Here is an 18803-nt window from a genome sequence, read left to right as displayed (position 1 = left end):
GTCATAGCGACTTATTCATGCTAGCAAGCACCCCGGCAGCGCCGCATCCCTCAAATGGTGGAAAGGCCTGCCATATTTCCGTCATGTTTGCAGTGCAACATACGCCTCGCAACATCCGACCACGCCGGTCTCCGCACAGGCGCAAGCCTGTTGCACCACGCCCCAAAGGCGTGACTCGAAGGCTCCGATCTCCCCGACGGAGCCTTTTTCTTTGGAGATTTCCATGCGACGGGCAGCGACAGAAGGTGCGTGTCACCCATCAACCAAGGTGAACACAACCGGATAAAAGGTGGTCACCGCTTGGCCGGTAGCGGCGCACTTCAAACGACCTGCCCCCTTTACCGCCAATGGTCCAAGCTGCTCATCGGTTGTATTCAGCAGCACAACCTTGGACACATTACCTTGCGGATCGATATCCACTTGGATCAATGCCCTCGCCTCCTTGAAGCTACCGGCGCGTTGCGCGATTGCAGCAACAAACTCCGCCTGCATACTTTTGCCGACTTCCGGCACATTGCCGCATAAACGGGTGATCGGAAAGACGGGACCATCAGTCCGCCATGGGACGCCCACTCGCGGCGGTGGCGCGGTACCGAGCGTTTGCTCATCAGCCTGCCGCATATCCGTCGCCGGGATCTCCGTGGCCCATCCGGTCACTACAGTTAGCTTGAACAATGCTGCTAACGAGCACAACGACCTGCGCGACCACATACTTGCCTCTCTGATTGCAATTTTCGCTAGCTATGACTTGGGAGGATGTCCGCATCCAGGCAATAACGCCGCTGTGCCATCCATCCGTTCGCGCCGGACTCTAGCACAGGCGATTTTCCCGACACCAACTGCAGTAGCACGCTGCAGCCAATAAAAAAGCCCCGAACCGGGGCTGCTGTATCGTCGGTCCGTACCTAGGCCTGCAAGGCACGCCTTAGTGTCTTGATCCCCTGCCTAGCCTCGCCTTCCAGCGCCTGTTCCAGCCGTTGCAGCATGGGCGACAAAGCCAGTAGTGGCAGGTCGCTCCGGGCGAGTTGTTCGCGAAAGAGCACTAGATCATGTAGCCGACCCAGCACATCCTGGGCACGCTTGGCCGCAGCCCCCTCTGCCGCCCAACCGCTACCCGCCGCACGCTGGTAGCCTTCCAGCAGGTAGCGTAGGCGTTTGCAATCGAGCCGCAGCGCATGCCAGCGGTCGCTGTGCCGCAGAGCCCAGGCGGGCCGCCGCGCCACCTTCAATACCCGCTTGCACAGTTGCCGCCGCTGCCGTCGCACCGCCGGCTTGACCTGCCGGGCATGGGCTACCAAGGCGGCACCGGCCGCCTCGCCCAGCTTGCCGATCTGCACCGCTACCGCCGGTTCGGCCAGGCTTAGCAGCAAAGCCCGGCGCGCCGCCGCCTGCTCGGCCGACTTGTTGGCAAACCAGTCGGCATGGGCGGGCTGCCAGACGGGTAGCAGCAGTTCATGCACCAGCCGGGCCTGCACCTCGTGATCGCGCAGCGGGTTGCTGGCCTGAGCCAATTGCTTGAGTACACCCAACGCCACCGCCACCTCGTCGCCGGTCAGCCAGCGCTGTATGGGCCTGAGCCCGCTGCGCAGGCGGCGGATAGACACCCGGAACTGGTGCAGTGCCTCGTCATCCGTAGGCTGATCGAGTAAAAACTGCCTAGCTTGCAACAGGGTAGCCACATCGTGCTGCAGCGATTGCAGCGCGGCTTCGGCCGCTGCGGCGCGTTTCATCATCCCTCCTCGTCTTGCCCTTGGTACCGCGGCAATGTGTCATCAGGCTACGACCTGCTGCGTGCACTCACCAACCAGTCCAACAGCGGCCGCCATTGTTCCCTGTCCAGCCTTACCACCGAGGATGGCAGGTCAAAGAGGCTCATGCCGGCCTGTAGCACCTGTACATAGCGTTGCGCATCGCGCACGCAGGCCAAGAGCGGCAGGTCATACTCGCCCAGGAATTCCACCAGTTGCTGCGCGGAACGGGTACGCGGGTCCAAGCGCATACCCACAGTGCCTATCCTGACCTTTTCCTTTCGCACTGCCTTGATCTCGGCCAATTCCTCGAAGAATGCCTGGCTGGCCCGCATATCGAAGGCCGAGGGCGTAACCGGAACCACCACGTAGTCCGCCACGCTCAGGAGTTGTTTCAGGGGCTTGCCGTGCAGGCCGGCCGGCGTGTCGAGGACGGCCAGCCGGCAGTCGCTCGGTGGCGGCGCGGGCGGTAATTCGTCGCCGAGCTTCCAGCGCCGTATATGGGGCAGTGCCACCGGCCGACTGGCCAGCCACTGCATGGCGGACTGCTGCCGGTCGAGGTCGCCCAGGCACACAAGCTCGTCTTGCTGCGCAAACCAGGAAGCCAGATGAATGGAGACGGTCGATTTGCCACACCCACCCTTGGGGTTGGCCACCATGATGGTTGTTACCACATTGCTCATATAATTAAAACGATATAAATTGTTTATACAGTTTATACACTTCACTCAAGCAGGAGAATGCCCTTATGAAGCAGAAGCCCGCCGCCAAACCCGTAGCCCAGGCTGCCAACGCCGCAGAAATCACTACTGTACCGGCTGAGCAGACTGCACCCAAGGTAGCGAACAAGGTCGCGCCCAAGGCAAAGGCACCAGCCAAGGTGAAGGCTGAACAAAAAACCAAGCCTGCCAGCCGGCCCGAAGTGGCGACCAAGCCGGCGACCAAGGCCACCAAACCCGAGGCGAAGCAGGCAACCAGGACCAAGGCCGAGCCCAAGGCTGCGCCAGCCCCCAAAGCCGAAGCCAAACCGGCCAAGCCGAACGACACGGCCCACAAGAAGACGAAATTGGTGCGGGATAGTTTCACCTTCCCCGAACAGGACTATGCGCTCTTTGCCGCACTCAAGGGCCGGGTGCTCAAGGCCGGGCAGGAAGTAAAGAAGGGAGAATTGGTGCGAGCCGGGTTGGCAACGTTGGCGGCACTGCCGGAAGACGCGCTGCTCGCTGCCATCGGCAAGCTGGAGAAGCTGAAAACGGGACGACCAGGAAAGCGGTAAGCAATTTGCATGGTTACCCCCTCAAGGATGACGACGATGGCGCCGCAGCGATGCGACGCCAGCTATACAGCCGGCACCGTCATGCCGGCTGTCGTCTTATACAGATCTGACGCTCAAGCTGGCATGCTCAAAATTTAGGCAACCTAACAAGACCCTGCTGCCACCGGGGCAATGCAAAGTTATCCACAAAATTGTCCTCAGCTTTTGTGGAGCAGTACGGGTGTGCAAGTTCATTATCGACCGTACAACATGCCCGTCAGTAGGTCATATCACAGCAGCGTTTTGACGACACGGACCATACCGGTATGGTCCCTAGCGCCGATTCCGGCGTGAGGGCGACATCATATTAGTGGACATTAATATCCACAGGCTTTGACCGCCCGGCAGCCCGCGCTCAGCCTTGCACTATCGCCAGCGAAAAGCCGTCGTAGCCCTTGCTCCCCACGGTCTGCAAGGCGGTGGCCGAGAGCCGCGGCTCGGCTGCCATCAGTTCGAAGAAACGCCGCACGCCGATCACATTGGCATCTTCGCTGGTCGGATCTGCCACCGCACCATTGCGCACCACGTTGTCGCCGATGATCACACTGCCCGGCCGGGTGAGCTTGAGCGACCAGTCGAGGTAAAGCGGGTTGCTGGGCTTGTCGGCATCGATGAATATCAGATCGAACGGGCCAGCGCCTTCAGCCACCAGGAGCGGCAGGGTCTCGGCGCCCTTGCCCACGCGTATCTCCACCTTGTGGGCTAGCCCCGCCCGCTCGATATTGCGGCGGGCCACCTCGGCATGCTGCGGGTTGGCTTCCAGCGTCACCACCTTGCCACCCTCGGGCAGCGCCCGCGCGAGCCAGATGGTGCTGTAACCGGCCAGGGTGCCGATCTCGAGCACCCGCCGTGCGCCACACATCTGGGCAAAGAGTTGCAGCAATTTCCCCTGGTTGGGCGCCACATGGTGGCTGGGCATGCCGGCGGCGTCGCTATCGCGCAGGGCGGCTTCCAGTACCGGGTCTTCGGGTAACAAACTCGCAGAGAAATAGGCATCGACAGCAGACCAGACGGCTTGGCTCATTAGGGTCTCGACTCGGCGTGGATGACAGCGCTGGCAAGGTGGCCGACAAGCCATTAGGCTGTGGCACTACCCGACAGGGGAAGCCGATTCTAACAGCGCGAAGAAAGCCCCGCCGATCATGAGCCAGACACCGCAAGTCGCCCTGCTCGCCGCCCTGGCCGAGCACCGCATTCCCTACCTGCGGGTGGACCACCCGGCCGTCTATACCTGCGAGGAGGCGGCCGAGCTGGTGCCGCCCATCGAGGGTGCCGAGACCAAGAACCTGTTCCTGCGCGACGACAAGCGCAGCCGCTACTTTCTGGTGAGCCTGCCGGCCGAGAAGAGTGCCGATCTCAAGGCGCTGGCGGGGGTATTGGGCGTCAAGCGGCTGACCATGGCGTCCGCCGAGGACCTGGCCGACCACCTCGGGGTCGCACCCGGTTCGGTCACCCCGCTGGCCGCCTTCAACGACCAGCAAGGCCGGGTGGAGATCAAGCTCGATGCCGAGCTGGCCAGCCAGCAACGGCTGCTCTGCCACCCGCTGGTCAACACTGCCACGCTGTCGATCACCGTGCCCGACCTAACCCGCTTTCTGGACTTGTACGGGCATGCGCTGGAGGTGGTCGAGGTGCCGGCACGCATGTCTACACCAGCCTGAAGGGGCGTTCCTGCTCATAGCTTTGAATCCAGAACTCACAATCCCAGGTGAGAGGACGAGCGTCAACGAGGCCCCCCGGCCGCCAGCACGGCCAGGAAGACTTACTTCCCCCAGACGCCATGCTGCAGGTTAAGGTCCGGTCTGCCGGACACCGAGGGTGAGATCAGCAATGCTACGGACGAAGTCATGGGCTGGCCTGCGCGCTTGGAGGTGTGCAGCCAGTATCGAAGCCTGCGACAACAGTTTCGTGTCAGTTGACGGCCGAACAAGGCCTTGCGAGCCAGGGCGGCGGCGAGGACAGGGGGCGTGGAATCATTCAAGCAGCGATGACTGGTTGATTTCACGACGCCTTAAGGCGCCTGGGTGAGCGAAGTCGCTGCCACCTCCAGATGGCTTACCACTTCGGCCTACTCCTTGCGGGGATCACCCCGGGCGGAGCCATATCATTCGGATTTGCGACAGCCTCCCCACTTTCGCATGTCATCGCATAGGCGCGCACGGAGCGGGCCAGGCGATAGCTGGGCGGGTCGTGCCCCTCAGCCAGCAGCAGCGATTTATCCACCAGCGCGGCCAGGGTATCGAGCACTACGGCGGCCGGCTCGGCCAGGGGCGAGACCTGCAGTGCCATCTCCAGATTGAAGGTACCGGTGAAGACCGACAGCCGGCCGAGCATGCGTCGCTCGGCCTCGCCCAGCCGCTGGTAGCTCCAGGCCAGCGAGGCCTGCAGGCTGTGGTGACGGTGCAGGCCGGTACGCAGCCCGCCACCCAATATATCGAAGCGCTCCTGCTCCAACCTGTCCAGCAAACCGTGCAGGCCCAGGAGCGGCATGCGCCCGGCGGCCAGCTCCAAGGCCAGGGGCAGGCCGTCGAGCTGTTCGCATAGTTTGACGATAAGCGGCAGGTTATCCCTGCTCAGGCAAAAATCCGGCTGCAGCGCCTGGGCGCGTGCCACGAACAGGCTTACTGCGCCGTCGCACTGCCCGTCGAGCTGGTCGGCCGGCACATGCATGGGGGGCAGCCGCAAGGGACCCAGGCGGTAGCGGTACTCCTCCGGCACCCGCAGCGGTTCCTGGCTGGTGACCAGCAGCCGCCACTGCGGTGCATAGGCCAGCAGCAGCGATGCCAGCTCGGCCACCGCACCGGAGAGCTGTTCGCAGTTATCCAGCAGTAAAAGACCCTCGGCCTCCGGCATGGCCGCCACCAGCCGGGCGGCCGTACTGAGGCCGGACGGCAAGCCCAGTACACGGGCCAGCAAGCCGGGCAGGTCGAGTGGCGCCTGGATGCTGGCCAGATCCACCAGCCAAGTACCGGCCGGGTAGGTCTGGCGGCGGTGCCAGGCAGCCGCCTGTGCCAGCTGCGACTTACCCATCCCTCCCTGACCGGTCACGCTCACCAGCCCATGCCGGTCCAGGTGCCCAAGCAGCTCGCCCAGCTCCAGATCACGTCCGATCAAGGGTGGCAGATGGCGCGGCAGATTGCCCGGTGCCTGGGGGTATGCCCCTTGCGGCATGCCGCGCACCTCGACGGGTAAATTGAAGCGGTAGCCATAGCGAGGAATGGTAATGATCGCATCGGCACCCAGGAGCTTACGCAGCGAGGATATCTGCACATGCAGATTGTTCTCCTCCACCACCACGGCCGGCCAGACCGTCTCGATCACCGCCTGCTTGGAGACCATGTGCTCGGGTGATTCGATCAGGGTCAGCAGCACATCAAAGGCGCGCGCGCCCAGCCTAACCACCTCGCCATGGCGCAGCAGCAAGCGCTGCTGTGGCAACAGCAGGTAGTCGGCAAAACGGTATTCGGGCGCTTGCGGGTGGGTGGTCATGCGCATCACCGCCATCGCTGGAACAAGGCTTTCATAGGAAACACTGCGAACGTATCAGGCCCAGCCACCCCGATATTCTTGCAGCGCTTCCCTGATGCTAGGTCATCCATTACCGCACTCCCCTGCTTGTCCGCCGGGTGGCATGGCGCGCCAAGGACATGACGAGCGGTAGGATCGGCTGCAGCAAGGCTCCATGGTACTTTCAGGAAAGTTTCAGCCTGTTTTCAGCAGGGCTTAAGTACAGCCCGTCCGTCGGCGACCCACACTGATCAGTCGGCGCGCACCCCAATCGGTGCTTCGCAGCCTCTCAACCTGCTGGAGCAAGCCCATGAAAACGCTGATCCTGTCAGCCTTGCTGCTGACCCCTTGGCTGGTCCAGGCCGGCCCCATCGATACCAATGACAGCCCGGTGGAGATCACCGGCTCGCTACGCAACCAGGGCATCGCCCCGCCGGCCAGCTACCGCCCCATGTATGCCACCGACTATCGCGACTATCTGCGCACCTATGAGCTGGCCAACGGCATGCAGCTCAACGTCTATAGCGTGCTCGACAGCGTCTACGCCTCGCTGGGTGACGAGCGCAGCCACCAGCTCGTGGCGGCAAGACCGGGTACCTTCTATGCCAAGGACGGCAGCATGAAGCTCTCGGTACAACTGCTGAATGAATACGACGTAAGCGGCGAGCTGGAAATCGTCCTGCCGGTTGTAGCGCTCGGTGGCGAGCAGGCCGGCAAGAACGTCGTGCTGCATATCGCCATCCAGTAGTCGCAGGGCGTCCCAATCAATTAGCAGCCGCAAGGCGTCCAACGGGTCCCAACGAGGAGGGACCGGCTAGCCGCGTGCCACTCTGGACGCGTGGCTAGTATGGGTGCGCGGCATCGCCTGGCGGCTTAAGAAAAATTTAAGGGCCTTTTCAGGGCTATTTAAGTACGCCCGAGCGGCCAGCGGCAGACACTGCATACGTCGCGGAACCACGCAATGCGGTGAGCGGCACCCCCTAACCCGCTGGAGCAAGCAACATGAAAAAGCTGATCTGGTCAGCCCTGCTGCTGACACCTTTCCTGGCCATGGCCGAACAACCATCCGACACGGATGACAGCCCGGTGCAGATCACCGGCTCGCTGCGTAGCCCGAGTATCAGCCTGCCTGAGGCCTACTCGACCATGCACCCGTCGGACTACTACGACTATCTGCGCACCTATGACCTGGCCAACGGCATGGAGCTGACGGTCTACGGCTACCGCAACCGCGTCTACGCCGCCGTGGGTGACCAGCCCCGGCACGAGCTGGTCGCCGCCGGCCCCAGTACCTTCTACGCCCGTGACGGCGCCATGAAGATGTCGGTGGAACTGCTGGGCCAATACGAGGCCCAGGGCGAACTGCAGATGGTCGTCCCGGCCGTGGCGCTGGGCGGCGAGGCAACGGGCAAGAACGTGCTGCTGCGTATCGCCATCCATTAGCACAGCCCTTGCTGCGGCCGCTGACAGGGGCGGCTGCCGTGGTAGGAGGAGGCAAGTGCAAGCAGGCCACGCTCCCATCGGGGGCGTGGCCTGTTTGTTTGGACGAATTGAGATGCCAACCTTACTTCCGCTCAGTTGCCGCCAATAGCGCTGCCAAGCGCCCTATCCATAGCTTGGCCACCGTATGCGAACCGTGGCCGCGCGTCTCGGGGCTCAGTGGGATCACCACCGCGCTGCCCTTGGCCACACGCTTGATCTCACGCTCCAGTATGCCCAGCTCAGGCGGGTTGATCAGGTCGTCCGCCGTATTCACAGCCATGAGCGGTACCTTGATCTTTTCCAGGCCGGGGCCAGGATCGTAGTCGCGGGAGGCGTCGATCTGGTAGAGGGTGTCGTTGGCATCGGTGCTCTTGGCCTGGGCGGCCACGAAGGCGTCGATGGCTGCGTCGCTCGCCGCCACCGTGGGCATGGCCTGCTGGCGCAGCGGCGGGTTGCTGGACATGAACATCAAGAGCTCACTGGCGGTGGTGAGGCTGGGTGGCTGCTGGACGTAGTCGCCGCCATGCCAGGCCGGGTCGTTGCGGATAGCATCGATGAGGGTACGGCGCCAGATGCGGTTACGGCCGGAGATCTGGGTGGGCAGGCTGGCCAGCGGCATCAGCGCGTCCATGAAGTCCGGGTAGCGCTCGCCCCACAGCCAGGTGTGCATGCCGCCCATGGAGGTGCCCATCACCAACCGCAGGTGGTCCACCTTCAGGCCTTCGGTCAGCAAGCGGTACTGGGCCAGCACCATGTCCTCGTAGCCATAGCGCGGAAAGCTCACCTTGAGGCCGTCCGATGGCTTGGACGACTGGCCGTGGCCTATGCCGTCCGGCAGGATCAGGTAGTAGCGGCTGGCGTCCAGCAGGCCGCCGGCGCGGAATAGCTCACCGGCGAACTCGGGCCGGATGAACTGCCCGCCGGTGCCGCCGGTACCGTGCATGATCAGCACCGCATTGCTGACCTTGCCCTCTGCATCGCGCACCGGCTTGCCCAGGGTGCGGTAGTGCAGCTTGAGCTCGGGCAGCACCTCGCCACTGGTGAACTTGAAGTCCTTGATGCGGAAGTCGCCCTCGGCGGGCGTGGGATAATCGGCGGCAAAGACCTTGCCGAGCAGCAGGCAGGCGGTGAGCAAGGGACGCAGATGGCGCAGCATGGCGGGCTCCAGTTGTATCGGGTAGCGCGGGGCGCGGGGGAGTAGCCAGAGAATAAGCGCGTGGTGATATAGCTCGCAAATTCCTCCGCCGACTACATCGCACCGTCATGCGCCACCGCTACACTAACGTCCTTTCCAGCAAACATCCGTAGCATGCGCCCTGCTCGCTTTCGCTTACTTGCCCTCTCGCTCACCAGCCTGCTGCTGGCTGCCTGCGCCACCACGCCCGCGCCGCTCAGTTGCAAGGCGCCGGCTACACCACTGGCGCCAGCTTCCATCGGCCGCCTGGCCCTCGTCGCCCAGGCCACCCTGCCACGCCAGCCCAACAACCTCATGCTGGACTACGGCGGTATCTCGGCCATCGACTACGAGCCGCAATCCGGCCACTGGTACCTGATCTCGGACGATCGCTCCAGCCGCGCACCGGCACGTTTCTACGAGGCGGATATCCGCTACGGCGCCCAGGGCTTCAGCAGCCTGCAGGTGCTGCGGGTGCAACCCTTCCGCCAGCCGGATGGCAGCTACTACCCACCCAAGTCGGTCGCTGGCGAAGTGCCCGACCCGGAATCGCTGCGCATCGATCCCTGCCAGGGCGGCCTGATCTGGTCCAGCGAGGGTGACCGCAAGCTGGGGCTCGATCCCTTTATCCGCCGCAGCACGTTGGATGGCCGCTATACCGGCAGCATCGCCCTGCCACAGAACCTGCGCATGCACCCCAAGGAAATGCGCGGCCCGCGCGACAACCTCACCCTGGAAGGCCTGGCCTTCACCCAGGGCGGGCGCGAGCTGTGGGCATCGGTAGAAGCGCCACTGTACGAAGACGGCCCACTGCCTGACCTCACGCAGGGCGCCTATACCCGCTTCAACCGCATCGATCTGGCCAGCGGCAAGGTAAGGCAATACGCCTACCCGCTGGATGCCATCCCCCTGCCGGGCAGCTATGGCGAAAAGCGCGCGGATCAAGGCGTGAGCGAGATCCTGGCGATCGACGACACGCACCTGCTGGTGATCGAACGCTCCGGGCGCGAGGTGGGTGACGGGGCCTTCGATTTCGATATCCGGCTCTACGAGGCCACCCTGGGCCAGGCCAGCGATGTGGCGGGCCTAGCCAGTCTGCAGGGTACGGCCTTCGTCCCCATGCAAAAGCGCCTGCTGCTGCACCTCAACGAAGCAGGGCTAGGCCACGTGGACAATATCGAGGGCGCCGCCTGGGGCCCACCCTTGCCGGACGGCCGCGCGGCGCTGGTACTGGTGGCGGATGACAACTTTGCAGCCAACCAACTTAATCAGATGATCCTGCTGGCGGTTGAGCCTGGCAAACCATAAAGCCACCAAGAGAACCCTGCACAGCAGTTCTGTCAGCGGTGCTCAGAATCAGTGCAATACCCCCTGCACCGCCGGGTGCAGGGTGACCTTGAGCGCCCCGCCGCTACCGGCTGCAACATGGTAGGCGTGGCCCAGGCCCACCACGCGCACATGGCCTTGCTCCACGATCAGGGCGGTGTCCTCGTCTATGGCCCAGCCCTCCCCCACCGCACCGGTATCCACCGCCTGCATCAGCCGGCTTACCGTGCCCCACTGGCCGGCATGCACGTCCACCGCAAAAGGCACCAGACCCAGGCCCGGCAGCACGGTCAAGAGGTCCAGGTCCTCGCCCATATCGGGGTGCACCATGGGTACCGGTTTGCCGTGCCGCAGCACCTGCCAGCCGCCCAGAATGGCGTGGTTGGCCGCAATGGCTGCACCGGCCGAGAACCCGCCATAAGCCAGCCCCAGCTGGCGGATCTCATCCAGCCAGCCCATGTCCTGACACAGCGCAGCATGGTAGGCCGGGGTCAGCCCGCCACCCACGAACACCGCGGTGGCCTTGATCTCTTCCAGTATCTCGAAGGTCAGCGGCGTCTTGTCGCCCACCCATACAAAGCGCAACTGCGATGCCGCCAGGCCCGCCGCCTCAAAGGCATGGGCAAAACGCACCTCCATCTCACCGCGCGGGTCGCCCGGCTCACCATGCAGCACCACGGCGATACGCGTTGCCCCAGCGCGGTGCGCCGCCATCACAAAAGGCCCCAGGGTCAGGGGCCAGGCAGCGGGCGTCCAGCCCCCGCCGATCAGGCATACGGTACTCATGGCGTCCTCCCGGGGACAGTATGGTTTTGCTGTGATTGAAGCATGTTTCGTGCGCGCACTTCCATGGCCTTCCATCGTTCTGGCAGCTTAGTTCCATCGCGGCGACCAGCATTGGCGGTGCAGCGTTTGCACCACCCTATTTACCTTTTTTCATACTTTGACTGGCGTTGACGGCAAGGTGTGCTAAACCGTGCGCTTGGACATCCTCGGAGCCCTTCATGGCCGCCACGCTTACCTTGCATCGCTTCTTCCGCCTTTCCGCCTGCAGCGCCCTCTCTGCTGCCCTCCTGTTCATCCCCGCCCACGCCGCACCGGTGCGGGACGACCCGCTGCGCGCCTGGGTAGCCGGGGACGACCCGGCCACCCTGACGCGCTGGGTTGATGCCCGCCTGGCGGCCGCCAAACAGTCGCTGGACAAGCTCAAGGCGGTAAAGGGCCCGCGTACCGTGGCCAACACCCTGCAACCCTTTGACGATGCGCAGAACCAGCTCACCCTCGCCAGCAACCAGGCCTATGTGCTGTTCGCCGTGGGCGGCACCGCCGCACTACGCGACAAGGCACAGGACCTGGGCCAGAAGATTGCCGGCGAACAGACCGCGGTGATGCTGGACCCAGCCGTCTACCGCGCCCTTGCCGCCCTGCCGCTGCCCGACAAAGACGCTGCCACCACCCAGTACCTGCGCCGTACCCTGCTGCAGTACCGCCTGGCCGGCGTGGACAAGGATGACGCCACGCGCGAGAAGGTACGCGCCCTGCAGGACCAGCTCACCGCCCTCTCGCTGACCTTTGCCCGCAATGTGCAGGACGGCGTGCTTACCGTCACCGCCAGCCGCGCCGAGCTGGCCGGCCTGCCGGACGACTACATCGCCCGCCACAAGCCTGACGCAGAGGGCCGCTACACCCTGAACACCGACGAGCCCGATGCCTCGCCGGTCTTCGACTTCGCCAGCGACGCCGGCCTGCGCCAGCGCATGTTCCTGGCCTATACCAACCGCGCCTACCCGGCCAACAAGCCGGTGCTGCTAGATATCCTGGCCAAGCGCCAGGAGCTGGCCGGCCTCTTGGGCTACCCCAGCTATGCCGACTACGGTACCGCGGACATGATGGCCGGCAACGCCGCCTACGTACGCAAGCTGTTCGCCGATGTGGACGCCGCCTCGCGCGAGACCAAGCAGAAGGAATTCGACCAGCTCTTGGCCTTTGCCAAGAGCAAGCAACCGGGCCTCACCGAGATCACCCAGGCCGACGGCCGCTACTGGGTGGAGCAATACCGCCGCGAGCGCTACGCCTTTGACGCCCAATCGGTCCGCCCCTACTTCCCCTACGAGCAGGTGGAGACCGGCATCCTCGCTACCGCGGGGCGCATCTTCAATGTGAGCTTTGTGCCGGTGAAGCAGGCCAAGACCTGGCACCCCTCGGTACACGTCTTCGAGGTGATCGGCCATGGCAAGAAGCTCGGTCGCATCTACCTCGACATGCACCCGCGCGAGGGCAAGGACAAGTGGTTCTCCGCCGCGCCGCTGGTACCGGGCAAGGGCCAGGCCCAGCTGCCCGAAGGCATGCTGATCTGCAATTTCTCCGGTGGCGTGGCCGGTGACCCGGGACTGATGCAGTACGACGAGGTGGTGACCTACTTCCATGAGTTCGGCCACCTCATGCACCACATCCTGGGCAGCCAGCACCACTGGTCCGGCCAGGGCGGCTTCAATGTGGAGGGCGACTTTGTCGAAGCCCCCTCGCAGATGCTGGAAGCCTTCTTTGAAAGCCACGAGGTGCTCGCCCCCTTCGCCCGCCACTACCAGAGCGGCGAGGTGATCCCACAGAAGGTGGTGGACAATATGAACGCCGCCAGCGCCTTTGGCCGTGGCCGCTGGGCGCAGGGCCAGCTCTTCTACGCCGGCTACTCCTTCGACCTGCACGACCGACCCACCAGCCAAGTGGACCTGGACGCCCTGCTGCGCAAGAACCGCGAACAGTTCAGCCCCTACCGCCCGGTGGAAGGTGACCATATGTACGCCAGTTTCACCCACCTCAACGGCTATGCCTCGAACTACTACACCTACATCCTCGACAAGGTGATCGCGATCGACTTCTTCGCCCGCTTTAACCACGACCACCCGCTGACTGGCGACGCCACCCAGCGCTATATCAAGGCGGTGATCGAGCCCGGCGCCACCAAGCCGGCCGCCACCCTGGTCAGCGACTTCCTGGGCCGCCCGACCAATATGGATGCCTTCAAGGATTGGCTGGGGGCGCAGTTCAAGGAACAGGGTAAGCAATAAGCATCACCTTGCTCGGCAAGGCATAAAAGAGGGCAGCGTTGGCTGCCCTCTTTGCATTCAATCCTCTTCCGTATCATTCGCCCACCCATCGCTAGCCTTGGGCAAACACCCGCCAAGAACCGCATTTGTGATGCCCAAAGTGCCCCAGCATCGCTATTTACCGAGATACACACTTTCTTGAACATTCGGCGGCAACGTCTTCAATACCATGCAGTCCCACCCTCCAGTTACGCGCTCAACTCTGGAAGCGACTGCATACCGTGTCCAATCAAAAAACAAACTCGGCTACCCGTAAACGCCGCTGGCTATGGCCGGTATTGATCGTCGCTGCACTGATAGGCGCCGGTGCCTGGTGGCACCACCACCGTAGCGTCACAGCCGAAGGCGGCGATGCTGCTCAGGGCCAGGGGGGTGGTCGCCGTGGGGCCAATGCCAATCGCGTTCAGCCTGTCTCGGCCACTGCGGCGCAGCAGCGCGATGTGCGGGTGACGGTGAGCGCCATCGGCACCATTACCGCCGCCAATACCGCCGTGGTGCGGGCACGGGTAGATGGGGAGCTGAAGGCCATCCACTTCACCGAGGGGCAGCTGGTCAAAGCCGGCGCGCTGCTGGCCGAGATCGACCCGCGCCCCTTCCAGATAGCGCTGGAGCAGGCCCAGGGCCAACTGGAGCGGGACCAGGCGCTGCTGCAGAACGCGCGGCTGGACCTGCAGCGCTACCAGGACCTGATCGCCAAGGACGCCGCCCCCAAGCAGCAGGCCGATACCCAAGCTTCCCTGGTCAAGCAGCTGCAGGGCACGGTACAGGCCGACCAGGCTGCCGTGGCCAATGCCCGGCTGCAGCTCTCCTATACCCGTGTGACCGCGCCCATCTCGGGTATGGCGGGCCTCAAGCAGGCGGACCTGGGCAATATCATCCATGCGTCGGACGCCAACGGCCTTTTGAGCATTGCCCAGATCGTGCCGGCCTCGGTGGTGTTTGCGGTGCCGGAGGCCAACCTGCCGCGCATACGCCAGCAGCTCACGGCCGGCAAGCCGCTCAAGGTCGAAGCCTGGGACCGCGACCAGCGCACCCTGCTGGCCGAGGGCAAGGTGGCCAGCACCGATAACGCCATCGATACCGCCACCGGCACCATCAAGGTCAAGGCGCTGTTCCCCAATACCGACGGCGGCCTCTTCCCCAACCAGTTTGTGAACGTGAAGCTGCAGCTCGATACGCTCACCGGCACGCTGGCGGTGCCCAGCGCGGCAGTACAGCGCGGCGCGCCGGGCACCTATGTGTATGTGGTGGCTGAGGGCCTGGCCAGCCTGCGCAAGGTCAAGGTGGGCGCCACCGACGGCGACTGGACGGCGGTACAGGGCGAGATCAAGCCTGGTGAGCAGGTGGTGACCGACGGCGCCGACAAGCTGCGCGATGGGGGCAAGGTCGAGGTGATCGTGCCGGGCAAGGACAACGCCGGTGGTGGCGGTGGCCGCCACCATGGCAAAGGCGGCAAGGGCAGTGCCGGTGGCGAGGCGGCGGCTAGCGCACCGGCCACTCAAGCGGCTGGCACCCCAGCGGCACAGGGCGAGAAGCAGGAGCGCTGGATGTCGCGCGTGCCGCCCGAGATGGTCGAGAAACTCAAGGCCATGAGCCCCGAGGATCGCCGCGCCTGGCTGCAGCAGCACCGTGGCGAGCAGCAGGGCAGCAAGGCCGAGAACCAGCCGGCGTCCTGATCATGAACCCCTCGCGCATCTTTATCGAGCGGCCGGTCGCCACCTCGCTGCTTATGCTGGCGGTGCTGCTGGCGGGCCTGTTGGCCTACCGCCTCCTGCCCATCGCCGCCCTGCCCGAAGTGGACTACCCCACCATACAGGTGACCACGCTCTACCCAGGCGCCAGCCCGGACGTGGTTACTTCGTCGATCACCGCGCCGCTGGAGCGCCAGTTCGGCCAGATGCCGGGGCTGGCGCAGATGTCCTCGACCAGCTCGGGCGGGGCCTCGGTCATTACCCTGCGCTTTGCGCTCAGCCTCTCGCTGGACGTGGCCGAGCAGGAGGTGCAGGCCGCCATCAATGCCGGTGGCAACCTCTTGCCCAGTGACCTGCCCATGCCGCCGGTGTACAGCAAGGTCAACCCGGCCGACGCACCCATCATGACCATCGCCATCAGCTCCAAGACGCTGCCGGTGATACGCGTGCATGATCTGGTGGAAAGCCGGCTGGCACAGAAGATCTCGCAGGTGCCGGGCGTGGGTCTCGTGAGCATCGCCGGTGGCCGCCGGCCGGCGGTGCGCATACAGGCCAACCCTACCGCGCTGGCGGCGCAGGGCCTCTCGCTCGACGATCTGCGCACTACCATCGGCACGGCCAACGTCAACCAGGCCAAGGGCAGCTTCGACGGCCCCTTGCGCGCCTCCACCATCGACGCCAACGACCAGCTCAAGAGCGCGGCGGAATACGCCCGCCTGGTGGTGGCCTACAAGAACGGCAACCCGGTACGGCTGGAGGACGTCGCCACCTTGGTGGACGACGCCGAGAACCTGCGCCTGGCGGCCTGGGCCAACCAGTCGCCGGCCGTCATCCTGAACGTGCAGCGCCAGCCCGGTGCCAATGTGATCGAGACGGTAGACCGTGTGCGCGCCCTCCTGCCCAAGCTGCAGGCCACCCTGCCCGCCTCGCTGGACGTGCAGGTGCTGAACGACCGCACCGTCACCATCCGCGCCTCGGTCGAAGATGTGCAGTTCGAGCTCTTGCTGGCCATTGCCCTGGTGGTAATGGTGATCTTCGTCTTCCTGCGCAGCGTGCCGGCGACGGTCATCCCCAGCGTGGCGGTGCCGCTCTCGCTGGTGGGCACCTTCGGGGTCATGTATATGGCCGGCTTTTCGATCAACAACCTCACGCTCATGGCCCTGGTGATCTCCACCGGCTTTGTGGTGGATGACGCCATCGTGATGATCGAGAACATATCTCGCTATGTGGAGGAGGGCGAATCGCCCATGGCCGCGGCGCTGAAGGGCTCGGGCCAGATCGGCTTCACCATCATCTCGCTGACCGTCTCGCTCATTGCCGTGCTGATCCCGCTGCTCTTCATGGGCGACGTGGTCGGCCGGCTGTTCCATGAGTTCGCCATCACGCTGGCGGTCTCCATCTTGATCTCGGCCTTGGTCTCGCTCACGCTCACACCCATGATGTGCGCACGCCTCTTGCGGCACGAACCGGCCGAGTCGCACAGCCGCTTCTCGCGCTGGGTGGGGGATGCCTTCGAGCGCTGCATTGCCGCCTATGGCCAGGCGCTGCAGTGGGTGCTGGATAGGCAGAAGGCCACGCTCGTCGTGTTTGCCGCCACCCTGGCCTTTACCGGCCTCTTGTACCTGCTTGTGCCCAAGGGCTTCTTCCCGCAGCAGGATACCGGCGCCATCCAAGCCATTACCGAGGCGGCGCAGTCCACCTCCTTCGCCGCCATGGCCGAGCACCAGCAGGCGCTGGCAAGGGTGATCCTGCAGGACAAGGCAGTGGAGAGCGTGTCGTCCTTTATCGGTGTCGACGGCGCCAACACCACCCTCAATACCGGTCGCATGCTGATCTCGCTCAAGCCGCTGGCCGAGCGCGGTGTGACCGCTGGCGCGGTGGCTTCGCGGCTGGGCCAGGTGGGCGAGAAGGTGCCGGGCATACGGCTCTATGTGCAGCCGGTGCAGGACCTGACCATCGAGGACCGGGTGGCCAAGACGCAGTATCAGTTCACGCTCAGCTCGCCAGATACCACCGAGCTATCGCAGGCGACCGCCGCGCTGCTGGCCAAGCTGCGCGAGCTGCCGCAGCTGGAAGATGTGGCGAGCGATTTGCAGGAGGAAGGCCTGCAAGCCTACGTGGACATAGACCGCGATGCCGCCGGCAGGTTGGGCGTGAGCGTGGCCACCATAGACAGCGCGCTCTACAACGCCTTTGGCCAACGGCTGATCTCCACCATCTTTACCCAGAGCAACCAGTACCGCGTGGTGCTTGAAGTACCACCGCGCTTCAAGCTGGGGCCGGACGCGCTGGCCAGCCTCTATGTGCCCGGCACCGGCGGGGTGCAGGTACCGCTGACTTCGGTGGCCAGGATCAGCGAGCGTACCGCGCCGCTGGCGGTCAACCACGTGGCGCAGTTCCCGGCCGCCACACTCTCCTTCAACCTCGCGCCCGGTGTATCGCTGGGTGAGGCGGTGGACGCCATCAAGACTGCCGAGCAGAGCCTGAAGCTGCCGGCCAGCGTGGAGACGAGCTTCCAGGGCGCGGCGCTGGCCTTCCAGTCCTCGCTCAGCAGCACCCTGCTGCTGATCCTCGCCGCCATCGTCACCATGTATATCGTGCTGGGGGTGCTGTACGAGAGCTATATCCACCCACTCACCATCCTCTCCACCCTGCCCTCGGCCGGCCTCGGTGCCCTGTTGGCGCTGCTGGCCTTCCGACTGGACCTGGGCATCATCGCCATCATCGGCATCGTGCTCCTGATCGGCATCGTCAAGAAGAACGCGATCATGATGATCGACTTCGCCATCGACGCGCAGCGCGAACAGGGGCTGCCGCCGCGTGATGCGATCTACCAGGCCTGTTTGCTGCGCTTCCGGCCCATCCTCATGACCACCATGGCGGCCCTGCTGGGCGCCCTGCCGCTCATGCTGGGCACCGGCGTGGGGAGCGAATTGCGCCACCCGCTGGGCGTGGTGATGGTGGGCGGGCTGATCGTCAGCCAGCTGCTCACGCTCTTTACCACCCCAGTCATCTACCTCGGCTTTATCGGCCTGGGTGAGCAGCTGACGGCATGGCGCGCTGCGCGGGCTGCCCGGGCGCTGCAGCCATGAACCTGTCCCAGCCCTTTATCGAGCGCCCGGTCGGCACCGCGCTGATCACCCTGGGGGTGGCGCTGGCGGGCATGATCGCCTACTTCCTCCTGCCCATCGCCCCGCTGCCGCAGGTGGAGTTCCCCACCATCTCGGTCTCGGCCTCGCTCCCCGGTGCCAGCCCCGAGACCATGGCAGCGACGGTGGCGACGCCGCTGGAACGGGCGCTGGGCAGCATCGCCGGGGTGAACGAGATCACCTCGTCCTCCTCGCTCAGCAGCACCCGCGTCACCTTGCAATTCGATCTGGACCGCGATATCGACGGCGCCGCGCGCGATGTGCAGGCCGCCATCAACGCCGCCCGCTCGCTGCTGCCCACGGG

The 18803-nt window shown here is 64.5% G+C and carries 16 protein-coding genes; 9 read left to right on the top strand and 7 right to left on the bottom strand.

Annotated features, from left to right (window positions below):
* Positions 1-252 precede the first annotated feature (252 nt).
* The 3 genes from VIM95_RS20795 to VIM95_RS20785 all read right to left on the bottom strand — a co-directional run bounded on the left by VIM95_RS20795 (position 253) and on the right by VIM95_RS20785 (position 2431).
* Complete coding sequence (locus tag VIM95_RS20795; protein WP_331989563.1) at positions 253-621, bottom strand: hypothetical protein; 369 nt, start codon at positions 619-621, stop codon at positions 253-255.
* A 284-nt stretch (positions 622-905) separates the two neighbouring features.
* Positions 906-1733 (bottom strand): CHAD domain-containing protein, encoded by an 828-nt coding sequence (locus VIM95_RS20790; RefSeq protein ID WP_331989561.1) that lies wholly within the window; start codon positions 1731-1733, stop codon positions 906-908.
* A 44-nt stretch (positions 1734-1777) separates the two neighbouring features.
* Positions 1778-2431, bottom strand: coding sequence for a ParA family protein (locus VIM95_RS20785; RefSeq protein WP_331989559.1), 654 nt, complete (start codon positions 2429-2431; stop codon positions 1778-1780).
* A 65-nt stretch (positions 2432-2496) separates the two neighbouring features.
* Here VIM95_RS20785 and VIM95_RS20780 point away from each other — a divergent pair, with 65 nt between their 5' ends.
* Entirely contained in the window at positions 2497-3024 is a 528-nt protein-coding gene (locus tag VIM95_RS20780) for a hypothetical protein (protein ID WP_331989557.1), read from the top strand.
* 394 nt (positions 3025-3418) lie between these two features.
* Here the strand turns inward: VIM95_RS20780 and VIM95_RS20775 are convergent, their stop codons facing one another.
* Positions 3419-4087, bottom strand: coding sequence for an O-methyltransferase (locus tag VIM95_RS20775; RefSeq protein ID WP_331989555.1), 669 nt, complete (start codon positions 4085-4087; stop codon positions 3419-3421).
* Positions 4088-4205: 118 nt separating this feature from the next.
* On the opposite strand from VIM95_RS20775, the gene VIM95_RS20770 reads away from it, so the two are divergent.
* On the top strand, positions 4206-4724 hold the full coding sequence (locus VIM95_RS20770; protein WP_331989553.1) for a prolyl-tRNA synthetase associated domain-containing protein: 519 nt from the start codon (positions 4206-4208) through the stop codon (positions 4722-4724).
* 394 nt (positions 4725-5118) lie between these two features.
* Here the strand turns inward: VIM95_RS20770 and VIM95_RS20765 are convergent, their stop codons facing one another.
* Complete coding sequence (locus tag VIM95_RS20765; RefSeq protein WP_331989551.1) at positions 5119-6558, bottom strand: winged helix-turn-helix domain-containing protein; 1440 nt, start codon at positions 6556-6558, stop codon at positions 5119-5121.
* A 322-nt stretch (positions 6559-6880) separates the two neighbouring features.
* Here VIM95_RS20765 and VIM95_RS20760 point away from each other — a divergent pair, with 322 nt between their 5' ends.
* Complete coding sequence (locus VIM95_RS20760) at positions 6881-7318, top strand: hypothetical protein (RefSeq protein WP_331989549.1); 438 nt, start codon at positions 6881-6883, stop codon at positions 7316-7318.
* Between the two features lie 254 nt (positions 7319-7572).
* On the top strand, positions 7573-8013 hold the full coding sequence (locus VIM95_RS20755) for a hypothetical protein (RefSeq protein WP_331989547.1): 441 nt from the start codon (positions 7573-7575) through the stop codon (positions 8011-8013).
* A 121-nt stretch (positions 8014-8134) separates the two neighbouring features.
* Here the strand turns inward: VIM95_RS20755 and VIM95_RS20750 are convergent, their stop codons facing one another.
* On the bottom strand, positions 8135-9208 hold the full coding sequence (locus VIM95_RS20750) for an alpha/beta fold hydrolase (protein WP_331989545.1): 1074 nt from the start codon (positions 9206-9208) through the stop codon (positions 8135-8137).
* A gap of 153 nt (positions 9209-9361) precedes the next feature.
* Between VIM95_RS20750 and VIM95_RS20745 the strand changes: the two genes are divergently transcribed.
* Complete coding sequence (locus VIM95_RS20745; protein WP_331989543.1) at positions 9362-10534, top strand: esterase-like activity of phytase family protein; 1173 nt, start codon at positions 9362-9364, stop codon at positions 10532-10534.
* Between the two features lie 48 nt (positions 10535-10582).
* Here VIM95_RS20745 and VIM95_RS20740 read toward each other — a convergent pair whose 3' ends face one another.
* Entirely contained in the window at positions 10583-11338 is a 756-nt protein-coding gene (locus VIM95_RS20740) for a Type 1 glutamine amidotransferase-like domain-containing protein (protein ID WP_331989541.1), read from the bottom strand.
* Positions 11339-11556: 218 nt separating this feature from the next.
* Between VIM95_RS20740 and VIM95_RS20735 the strand changes: the two genes are divergently transcribed.
* The 4 genes from VIM95_RS20735 to VIM95_RS20720 form a co-directional block, all read left to right on the top strand.
* On the top strand, positions 11557-13620 hold the full coding sequence (locus VIM95_RS20735) for a M3 family metallopeptidase (protein WP_331989539.1): 2064 nt from the start codon (positions 11557-11559) through the stop codon (positions 13618-13620).
* Positions 13621-13880: 260 nt separating this feature from the next.
* Positions 13881-15335, top strand: a complete 1455-nt coding sequence (locus VIM95_RS20730; protein ID WP_331989537.1) for an MdtA/MuxA family multidrug efflux RND transporter periplasmic adaptor subunit — start codon at positions 13881-13883, stop codon at positions 15333-15335.
* 2 nt (positions 15336-15337) lie between these two features.
* On the top strand, positions 15338-18442 hold the full coding sequence (locus tag VIM95_RS20725; RefSeq protein ID WP_331989535.1) for an MdtB/MuxB family multidrug efflux RND transporter permease subunit: 3105 nt from the start codon (positions 15338-15340) through the stop codon (positions 18440-18442).
* The coding region (locus tag VIM95_RS20720) for an efflux RND transporter permease subunit (RefSeq protein WP_331989533.1) at positions 18439-18803 on the top strand (365 nt) is incomplete at its 3' end. The genes VIM95_RS20725 and VIM95_RS20720, both read left to right, overlap by 4 nt.

The sequence above is a fragment of the Chitinimonas sp. genome (assembly GCF_036568685.1).
GTDB lineage: Bacteria > Pseudomonadota > Gammaproteobacteria > Burkholderiales > Chitinimonadaceae > Chitinimonas.
Note: the sequence above shows the minus strand (reverse complement) of the source record. Positions and strands in the feature narration are given on the sequence as shown.